Source organism: Yersinia sp. 22-579, from assembly GCF_030433455.1.
GTDB classification, from domain to species: Bacteria; Pseudomonadota; Gammaproteobacteria; order Enterobacterales; family Enterobacteriaceae; genus Yersinia; species Yersinia enterocolitica.
This window is the reverse complement of record NZ_JAUJTZ010000002.1, coordinates 397,271-406,814: the sequence shown is the minus strand read 5'-3', so window position 1 is coordinate 406,814 and position 9,544 is coordinate 397,271. Positions and strand designations below refer to the sequence as shown.

Here is a 9,544-nt window from a genome sequence, read left to right as displayed (position 1 = left end):
GATGCATTGAGCTAACCAGTACTAATGATCCGTGAGGCTTAACCTTACAACACCGAAGGTGTTTTGGATTTGAGAGACAGATATTAATTTTCAGCGATGATTCCAGATTGGATTGGCTGGCTGTGCAGGGAACTGTGTAGCGAGTTAATTGAAACAGAATTTGCCTGGCGGCCATAGCGCGGTGGTCCCACCTGATCCCATGCCGAACTCAGAAGTGAAACGCCGTAGCGCCGATGGTAGTGTGGGGTCTCCCCATGCGAGAGTAGGACACTGCCAGGCATCAAATCAAGCCAAGACCCCATGCCAAAAGCGTGGGGTTTTTGCTATGTGTGAAATACAAAAAACGATAGAAATAGTTTTTTGCGTGGAGTTTGGCGTGGATTTTTGTGCGTAAAAAGCCACATAAAAGAGAAGGCTACCTTGGCGGGTGGCCTTTTTTGTTTTACGGTTCTGAGACGACCCGAGCATGATATTCGACAAGTAGGGTAACGCTTCAATTGACTGCCTGATAGAGGCTATAGCCAGTCACCGCGCCTGCGACATCCCAGGCAAAGTCTTTCCAACTCCAGCCAGTACCACCTCGGCGGCTATCATATAGTTCTTTGCCCGCGCCGATACCTATCGAAAATAACAGACCGAAATTACGGCTTCTTGCATCAGACCAATTCTGATGTTCGCCATAGGCTGTACCCGCAGCAGCCAATGCGGCAGAGGCAAAGAAATGTTGTGCTTTATCCTTCCCTGTCCAACTGTCATTGGCCGTATGGGTACATGCAGAACTGGCGAAAAGTAGCGGGGCAAAAATTAAAGGGCGAAGATAAGGTGAGTACCACATGCAGTCTCTCCCTTGGCAAGAGGTAGAAAACCCGGATAGTCCCGGGTTTTTTGTTTTAGATTTACAGAATGCGACTAATCAGCCGGTCGATACGAATTCTGCGTAAGCGGCGGATCAGCTTACGTACCTTGACCGGATATTGCTGAATATTCTCAAGTTCAAGGTAGTGTGAAACAACTTTAGTATGAGTTCTAATACATTCCAGCTCTTTTGCACGCTGCTCATGCATCTCATGCTTAGGATCGTGGATCAATATGGCATTTTCCAGATCCAGACGCCATGCACGTGGGTTCAGGTTATTACCTGTAATCAGCTGCCAGTTATTATCTACCCACATTCCTTTCAGATGATAAGTATTGTCACCATCTTTCCATAAACGAACAATCAGTTGACCATTATCCACAAAGCGCTGTAATCGGCTGAGAAAACGGCGCAAGTTGATTTCGTATAAATACGGCAGAGCACCGATAATTTTAAACGGTTGATCTTCGGGAATATAAAAATCGTTTGCTGTTTTGTCGCCAACAATAATCTCAACCTGTTTACCTTCGCGCAGCAGATAAATGATATTGCGAACTAACAATGCGGGCAGATTGAAGTAGGGCGTGCAGATAGTGAGGCGTTCATCAGCAGAAGCCATTAAATGATGAATTGTCTTGTTGAGTTGGCTCTTTTTACCTAGCCCAACCAACGGAGTCACTGCTAACTCATCATTACCAGCCTGTGCTGGGAATTGATAACCGATATCTCGCAGTGATGAGCGAAACTGCCGGGTTTCATTTTTGATCTCGGGATTAGTCGGTCGATCGGTGCGATCGAGGCGTTGAACAGCACCTGCGCTCAGAATCCGCTGCTTCACATAATCAACCATAATATTGGCCAATGATGGATTTGTGATTAATTGGTAGCGATCATAGCGATACTTATCATTTTGATAGAGATAGACGTCATTGATGCTGGCACCGCTGTAAATAACGGTGTCATCAATGACAAAACCTTTCAGATGCAATACGCCAAGGGCTTCGCGGGTATTCACCGGGACACCATAAACCGGAACACAGACGTCCGGATGCTTCTCTGCCATCTCACAATACCAATCTGCATTAGTATTAACGGCGGCGGCCCCAATACGGCCACGCTGAGCACGATGCCAGTCTACTAATACACAAATTTCTAACTCAGGATGCCGCTGCTTGGCCTGATAGAGGGCACTCATCACATCACGGCCTGCATCATCCTGCTCAAGGTAAAGCGCCACCAGATAGATACGTTTGGTCGCCTGGCCTATCAATTCCAGCAGAGTAGAGCGGAAAACCTTGGGGCAATAAAGCGTTTGGACATCATCAACTGGCTGGGGGAGTTTGGGCAGTTGTGCAAGGTGTTGTTGATGTTTGCTACGTTTGAATTTTGACAACATCACAGTGCGCTTCTTCTCTTGTTATTTGATGGCAGAACCGCCATATCCAAAAAAACACTAATCCATAGAGTCGGGCGATAATACCACTACTTTTCCGGATTGTGCGCAAGTTTTGCCAACCGTAGACCGAATCACTTATCTATGTGGGCTATATCACAGTGATTCATGTTATTGAAATCAAAGTGCCAGCTCTAGATTAACGATCCCATCCTCCATCTGCACATCAATACTAAAACCCAGTTTTTTCGCCAACCCTATCATGCCGCGGTTGTTGGGCATAGTGACCGCGGTTAGGCGTGTTAAGCCGTGGCTGCGGGTGTACTGGATCATTTTCTCAAGCAATTCTCGTCCCAGCCCCAGCCCTTTTAGATCTGAGCGCACCAATACCGCAAATTCTGCATCTATATTGTCAGGATCGGAGAGCGCGCGTGTAACGCCAATGATTTCCGGCCCTGCCTCAGTTTGGCGCACAGCAACAAAGGCCATCTCACGATCATAGTCAATTTGGGTCATATTAGCCAAATCGTCGTGACTGAATTCGTTGATTTCGCTGAAGTAGCGATAATAGAGATCTTCTTTAGTCACTTGATCGATAAATAATTTTAGTAGCGGTTCATCTTCCGGCAAGATGGGGCGAAACAGGCAATCAGATCCGTCTTTTAGCACCACGGTTTGTTCTAACTCGTGTGGGTAGGGGCGAATTGCCAGCCGCGCTTGTGGGTCACCAGTAACAGGCGCCAACTGCATTGATACATCCAGTAACGTGAACTCACTGCCAGAAGCAAGCACGGGATGAATATCTAAACGTGAGATTTCAGGGCAATCAAGAATCAGGTTAGAGACCTGCACCAGCAAGCGACTTAGCCCCGGGATATCCAAAGGTTGCAGTGAACCACGGTTACGGATTTTTCCACCTTTGACCGCCTGAATAATCAGGTAGCGGGCTAATGCCATATTCAGTGGCGGTAATGCAACTGCGGCCTGTGTTTCATGGTGCCATTCAATACCGCCTTCCCCAAGCATAATCAGTGGGCCGAAGATGGCATCTTGCTCGACAGCAATCCGCAGCTCCTGTGCTCCAGCGCGGTTTGCCATACTTTGTACCAGTAAACCGTCGATGCGGGCTTGAGGATAAGTCCGTTTCACGCGATCGAGGATATCGTCTGCGGCTCGTTGCACTTCCATTGCGGTACGCAGGTATAGCATGACTCCCTGAACTTCTGACTTGTGCGCAATATCTGGCGAGCGGAGCTTGATGGCCACCGGGTATCCTAGCTGTTCGGCGATGTGTACCGCTTCTACACTATCACTGGCAATCCAGGTTGGTAGCATGCTCAAGCCATAGGCTTCAAGGATCGGCTGCACTTCATGGGTATCCAGTTGAGTTGTTCCTTCTGCCAGCGCCTGGCGAATTAGCTGGTGTACATGGGCAGTATTGGCAGTGAGGCCGACAGGCAACGCCGGTGTTTCTTTCAACTGTTTTTGGTTACGGCGGTATTCCACCATGTGCATAAACGCGGTTATCGCGCCTTCTGGTGTGCGATAGGTCGGGATACCGGCTTCCGTAAATAAACGCCGGGCATCTTGTGATGAATATTCACCGCACCAGTTAGTTAGCAAAGTAATACGCTTGCCACGTGGGTGCTGGCGGATGGCCGATATCAATAACTCAGCAGTTTTACTGCCTGGTGCCGCAGCACTCGGTGAGTGGATCAGCAGTAGCGCGTCATAATCGGTACTGTCCAATAAGGGTTTAAGCGCCGCTAAATAGCGCTCGGCGCTAGCATCATCTCGCAGGTCTATTGGGTTACGTAAGGAAACAAAAGGTGGTAGCGCTGCACTCAGCGCGGATTGGGTACTATCAGAGAGTGTAGCCAACTTACCGTTACGGCTAATTAACTCATCTAATGCCATCGCCGCCGGGGCTGCCCCATTACTCACAATTAGTAGCCGCTCACCGCGCAGTGGATGCATATGACTCAGCGTTTCTACTGCCGAAAATAGCTCGTGAGTATCCTGAACCCGCAACAGGCCAGCACGTTGAATAGCGGCATCATAGGCGGCGTCCAACCCTTGTTGACCATTAAGTAACTGTTGGGCGCGTTGGCTGCGGCCACTTTTTACCACCAGAATCGGTTTATTGCGTGAAGCACTACGTGAAGCCGATAAGAAGCGACGCGCATCACTAATATGCTCAATATACAACATGATAGCGCTGGTTTTACCGTCTCGGGCAAGAAAGTCGAGTAAGTCATCGACATCAATATCCAGGCTATCGCCCAGCGCAATAAAATAAGAGAACCCCACTTCCCGTTGCTGTGCCCAGTCCAAAATGGTGTTAGCTACCGCAGCTGACTGGGAGATAAACGCCAGTCGGCCTTTTTTGATAGGGACTGGCGAGAAGCTGGCATTTAACCCTTGCCAGGGTGCCAGCAAACCTAAGCTGTTTGGGCCAAGCAGGCGCATGTGGTGACGCTGCGCGCAGGCTTTTAGCTCAGGAAATTGTTCAGTTGCCGCCGACAGGATAATCACAGCCTTACAGCCACGGGTACCCAAATCCTCCAGCAGCGTTAGGTTACGGCGATTATGGGTACATAAAATGGCTAAGTCAGGCGTGATGGGCAGGCTGGCGATATTGACGTAAGCCAATACACCGCAAACTGCTTTATGAGTAGGGGTGACAGGGAGGATTGGGCCATTGAACCCGCCATCCAGCAGATTACGCATCATCAGAAAACCTGCACGCTCCGGTTTTTCAGAGGCACCAATAACGGCAATAGACTTCGGGCGTAGTAGTGCTTCTAATCCACGTTGGCTCATATTATCCCCGTCATCTTTCAAGTTGCATAAGTTAGAGGCTGCTTTACTGATTTTATGCGATATCTTCGATACTTGCTGTGACTCGGCCCACTGGATGATGAGGTTTTCCGGCTAAATATTGCTGACGGAAATAATGGAAATGTGCGGTTAATCCATCCGCTGCCTGAATATCACCGGCTTGTTGCAGCAGGGCGGCGGCAACCTCGACAGTACAATGTTGTTCCGGGCGTTGTGCTTCCCGCAGTAGATAATCCGAGGAGTTACTGACATTCAGCGACAACATAGGTAGTTCGGAAAGATACGGGCTTCGGCGGAACATTTTTTTAGCTTCAGTCCAGGTACCATCCAGTAAAATAAATAACGGTGGTTTATCACTTACAGGTAATTGATTGAGTACCTGCCGGCCAGGGGCGGCATATTTTTCCGGAAACACCACATAAGGCTGGCGAGAAGGGTCACGTATTGCGGCTAACAGCTCAGGATCAACTTCTGTTCGCGCCCAGAGGAAGGCTTGAGTGTTTGGCAGAGTATCAGCAATTAGGCGGCCGGTATTACTGGGCTTAAGGGGTTCGGTATCAAACATGATCAGGCAAAAGCGGCTGCTGGCCGGTTGTGGTTTGATGGTATCACACAAACAAAAACGCTCAGTCAGCAGGCAGCCTTGGCAGCGAATAGCGCGGCAACCACGGGCGCGATACGGGCGGGTAGACGCGGATAACCGCTGCTGGCGTAACCGCAGTACTGCATTTCCCGTCGTTATGACCGTAGGCAAAGCCTGGTCGGTAGTAGATGATTCAGTCACGACGGACTCCTGAAGAAATAGCGCTATTCTAATCAACCCCAGTGCTCAGTCATACCATAAAAGAAAAATAACGCCCCAACAGAAAACTGCCAGGGCGTTGTTTTGGATTATAACCTGTCTCTATCGGGCAGTTGAACGGCCCCGAATGGTGATAAATGAGTTAAACTAGCTTAGCGGGCAGCGGGTTCCGCTGATAATTGCTCATTTAGCCAATTATCAAAAGCGGTCTTTGGCAATGCGCCGCTAAGCATATCGACCATTTTGCCGTTTCGATACAGCATAATGGTGGGAATGCTGCGGATACGGAAACGAGTGCTGAGTGCCGGTTCTGCTTCAGTATTGACTTTAACAAAGCGAACTTTTCCGGCGCGCTCTGCGGCAACCTCTGTAAAAATGGGCGCGAAGCTGCGGCAAGGACCACACCAAGGAGCCCAAAAGTCGATGACGACCGGCAGGTCATCTTGTAGCAGTTTATCCAGTGTTTCGGCGGTGGCATTAATGACGCTGCCATCAAATAAAGAGTGGCCGCAGCGCCCACATTTAGCGCCGTCATCAATACGTGCTTCAGGTAGGCGATTTGTCGCCATACAAGCTGTACATACCGTATTCATAAATTAGCCTTTATTTTGTATCTGAGTAGATTAAGAGAAACCAGACAGTCAATATGAGCTGAATTGTTTCGTTGTTGTTATCTATTATGGGTATAAATGAAGTCATTGCCAAAATGGTTTATTCGATGAATACGATAGTTGCTAGCTTTTAGCGCTTGCTTATGGCTAACCGAGCAGACATCAGGTAATCTTCGCGCCCTGCGCGTTGGTGGAGAAGACAATGAACGATTCATTTAGTGGCAAAAACGGCAAAGTTAAAGTGATGTACGTCCGCAGTGACGAAAACAGCAGCGACGACCGTAACAGCAATAACCGGGGTAAAAACCCGCGTCCGGCAGGCAAAGGTCGTCCGGGTGATAATGCAGGTCGGGGCAGTTCACCGCGTAATAATGACTCACGTCGTAACGATTCCGGCCGTAATGAACGCGTGAGTCCTAGCCGTCCGGCGCGTTCTGATAATAATGGCCCTTACGATTCACCGTGGAAAACCGTGTCTCGTGCGCTATCAGAAGAACCTGAGTTTGATCACGGCGGCATCAGTGGCAAAAGCCATGTGGATCCGGCGCAATTGCGTCGTCAGCGGGCTGAAGAAACACGCGTTTATGGCGAAAATGCCTGTAAAGCGCTGTTTGAAAGCCGCCCAGATGCTATCGTGCGTGCCTGGTTTGTGCAGTCAGTTACCCCACGTTTTCGCGAAGCGCTGAAATGGATGGCGGCTAACCGCAAGGCTTATCATGTGGTTGAAGAAGATGAGCTGGCAAAAGCGTCTGGTACTGAACACCACGGTGGTGTGTGTTTCCTGATTAAGAAACGTCAGGGTTTGGATGCAGAAACTTATCTGCAACAGCAAACTCAGGCGAAAGATTGTGTACTGGCACTGGAAGATGTGGGTAACCCACATAATCTGGGCGGCATTATGCGTACCTGTGCGCACTTTGGTATCAACGGCGTGTTGCTGCAAGACCCAGCGATGCTGGAGTCTGGCGCGGCAGTTCGTACAGCAGAAGGCGGTGCGGAGCATATCAAAGCAATCAATGCTGATGATTTCCTTTCTGTGTTGGATACCTTCCGTAAAGCTGGCTACACCATCGTGACCACCTCAAGCCATAAAGGTGTCAGTTTGGCAAAAGCTGAACTGCCAGCTAAAATGGTGCTGGTTTTAGGGCAAGAAAGTGATGGCCTAACCGATAGCGCCTGGCAGCAGGGTGATGTGAGTGTATCTATCGGCGGTACTGGCAAAGTCGAAAGTTTGAATGTGTCAGTTGCGACAGGTATTTTGCTGTCGGAGTGGTGGCGCCAAAATCAGGCTTAATTCATTCATCGTTACAATAGCTAAAATATAAAGTAACAAGTTGATAAGCGGGGAAATGTGCCGAATGGGTCGTAACGGCGTAAGCCGTCGGAGCGCCCATCGGTACAGTCGCCCCCGCTAATCTCCGAACTATAAAATAGCTTTGTCGATAACTTTAAAGGGCGCTGATGATAAGTCAGCGCCCTTTTTGTTGCTCAGTATTGTCTGTTAGTGGGCACCGCCGCCTCCACCGGAGGTAAATGGCGGTTTGGCAAACCACACCAGAGCCAGTAGCAACAGGAACACTCCAGCCGAGAGCCAGAAGATCTCATTGGCAGAGATAATCAGCCCCTGATTGGTGATTTCTCGCGCCAGATAAGCCGACGCTTGCTGCTGATTCATCCCCAGCTTCTCTAAATCCTGATACATCTGTGTAGCATTCGGATTGAACGGATTAACAAACTCCGTCAACTGCGAATGGTGCATCGACTCTCTTTGCGTCCACAAAGTGGTGGTGATTGAGGTACCAATCGACCCGGCCAATGTTCGCAGGAAATTAGACAAACTGGATGCTGCCGCCATACGCTCCGGCGGTAAGCCGGACAAAGTAATCGCTGTCAGTGGCATAAAGAAGCAGGCAATAGCAAAACCTTGTACAAACTGTGGCCACGCCGAGGCACCAAAGTCCATTCCCGGTTCGAATGTATATGCTCGCCAGTAGAAACAGACCGCATACATAATGAAGCTGAATGTGACTAACTGCCGCATATCAATGCGATGCGAGAAACGCCCAATGATAGGTGACAGCAACACCGGCAAGATACCCACTGGCGCTGATGCCAGACCGGCCCAGGTGGCGGTATAGCCATACACCTCCTGTAGTAGCTGCGGCAACAAGACAATTGCGCCAAAGTACAACATATAGGCCAGGCTGATACACAAACAACCAATAGTAAAGTTTCTCGATTTGAATAATGACAAATCAATCACCGGATGGTCGTCGGTTAGCTCCCACACTATCAGGAAGGTAATGGCAATCACGGCAATGACCGTCAGGACGATTATCTCGGTTGAGTTAAACCAGTCCAGCTCCTTACCTTGGTCGAGCATGATTTGTAAGGCACCGATCCCCACCACCAATAATACCAATCCCACGGTATCAATAGGTTTGATTTCGGTTTTGGTCTCTCGCCCTTTCAGCGTACTGCCGGCCATCAAAATGACGACCAGTCCGATCGGGATGTTGATAAAGAAGATCCAGCCCCAGTGATAGTTGTCACTGATATAACCGCCGAGGATCGGCCCAAAGATTGGGGCGACAACAATAGTCATCGACCACAATGCCAGGGCCATACTTCGCTTCGCGGGCGGGTAGTTATTCAGGAGTAAGCTTTGTGACAATGGGATCAATGGGCCTGCGACCAGCCCTTGAATGACCCGGAAGAAAATAAGCATCCCCAGGCTGTTTGACACGCCACATAGCCATGAAGCCAGTGCAAATAACCCGGTTGACCACAGAAACAATCTGACTTCACCGATGCGTTTTGCCAGCCAACCGGTGATCGGGATGGAAATCGCATTTGCCACACCGAATGAGGTGATAACCCATGTGCCTTGGGAGTTGGACGAGCCAAGATCCCCGGCAATCGTCGGAATAGCCACGTTTGCAATGGTGGAATCCAGCACCTGCATGAAAGTCGCTAGCGATAATGCGACCGTCATCCAGGCTAGTTGGGCACCCTCAAGCGGTTTTTGTGCCACAGAGGCC

7 protein-coding genes and 1 rRNA gene are annotated in these 9,544 nt (G+C 49.5%); 2 read left to right on the top strand and 6 right to left on the bottom strand.

What is annotated here, in order from left to right; all coding sequences use genetic code 11:
- The first annotated feature begins 163 nt into the window (after positions 1–163).
- Positions 164–279: ribosomal RNA gene (rrf, locus tag QSV56_RS04165) — 5S ribosomal RNA — on the top strand.
- A 214-nt stretch (positions 280–493) separates the two neighbouring features.
- Here the strand turns inward: rrf and QSV56_RS04160 are convergent.
- The 5 genes from QSV56_RS04160 to trxC all read right to left on the bottom strand — a co-directional run bounded on the left by QSV56_RS04160 (position 494) and on the right by trxC (position 6,485).
- A complete protein-coding gene (locus tag QSV56_RS04160) occupies positions 494–835 on the bottom strand; it encodes a YfiM family lipoprotein (RefSeq protein ID WP_019081396.1) in 342 nt (113 codons plus the stop codon).
- Positions 836–896: 61 nt separating this feature from the next.
- Positions 897–2,252 (bottom strand): CDP-diacylglycerol--serine O-phosphatidyltransferase, encoded by a 1,356-nt coding sequence (pssA, locus tag QSV56_RS04155; RefSeq protein ID WP_026018051.1) that lies wholly within the window; start codon positions 2,250–2,252, stop codon positions 897–899.
- Between the two features lie 177 nt (positions 2,253–2,429).
- Positions 2,430–5,072: a bifunctional acetate--CoA ligase family protein/GNAT family N-acetyltransferase gene (locus tag QSV56_RS04150; protein ID WP_046051507.1), complete on the bottom strand. Its 2,643-nt coding sequence runs from the start codon at positions 5,070–5,072 to the stop codon at positions 2,430–2,432.
- Positions 5,073–5,124: 52 nt separating this feature from the next.
- Positions 5,125–5,874 carry a tRNA-uridine aminocarboxypropyltransferase gene (locus tag QSV56_RS04145; RefSeq protein WP_301210860.1) on the bottom strand — a complete coding sequence of 250 codons (750 nt, stop codon included), beginning with the start codon at positions 5,872–5,874 and terminating at the stop codon, positions 5,125–5,127.
- A gap of 170 nt (positions 5,875–6,044) precedes the next feature.
- The gene (gene trxC, locus QSV56_RS04140; RefSeq protein ID WP_026018050.1) at positions 6,045–6,485 is read right to left on the bottom strand and encodes a thioredoxin TrxC; all 441 of its coding nucleotides are present in this window, start codon (positions 6,483–6,485) and stop codon (positions 6,045–6,047) included.
- A gap of 220 nt (positions 6,486–6,705) precedes the next feature.
- Here trxC and QSV56_RS04135 point away from each other — a divergent pair, with 220 nt between their 5' ends.
- Complete coding sequence (locus QSV56_RS04135) at positions 6,706–7,797, top strand: tRNA/rRNA methyltransferase (RefSeq protein ID WP_301210856.1); 1,092 nt, start codon at positions 6,706–6,708, stop codon at positions 7,795–7,797.
- Between the two features lie 207 nt (positions 7,798–8,004).
- Here the strand turns inward: QSV56_RS04135 and emrB are convergent, their stop codons facing one another.
- Positions 8,005–9,537 carry a multidrug efflux MFS transporter permease subunit EmrB gene (emrB, locus tag QSV56_RS04130; protein WP_011816951.1) on the bottom strand — a complete coding sequence of 511 codons (1,533 nt, stop codon included), beginning with the start codon at positions 9,535–9,537 and terminating at the stop codon, positions 8,005–8,007.
- Positions 9,538–9,544 lie beyond the last annotated feature (7 nt).

Coding starts and splice junctions, on each gene's coding strand:
- QSV56_RS04160 (WP_019081396.1), bottom strand. CDS start 835: ATGTGGTACTCACCTTATCTTCGCCCTTTAATTTTTGCCCCGCTACTT.
- pssA (WP_026018051.1), bottom strand. CDS start 2,252: ATGTTGTCAAAATTCAAACGTAGCAAACATCAACAACACCTTGCACAA.
- QSV56_RS04150 (WP_046051507.1), bottom strand. CDS start 5,072: ATGAGCCAACGTGGATTAGAAGCACTACTACGCCCGAAGTCTATTGCC.
- trxC (WP_026018050.1), bottom strand. CDS start 6,485: ATGAATACGGTATGTACAGCTTGTATGGCGACAAATCGCCTACCTGAA.
- QSV56_RS04135 (WP_301210856.1), top strand. CDS start 6,706: ATGAACGATTCATTTAGTGGCAAAAACGGCAAAGTTAAAGTGATGTAC.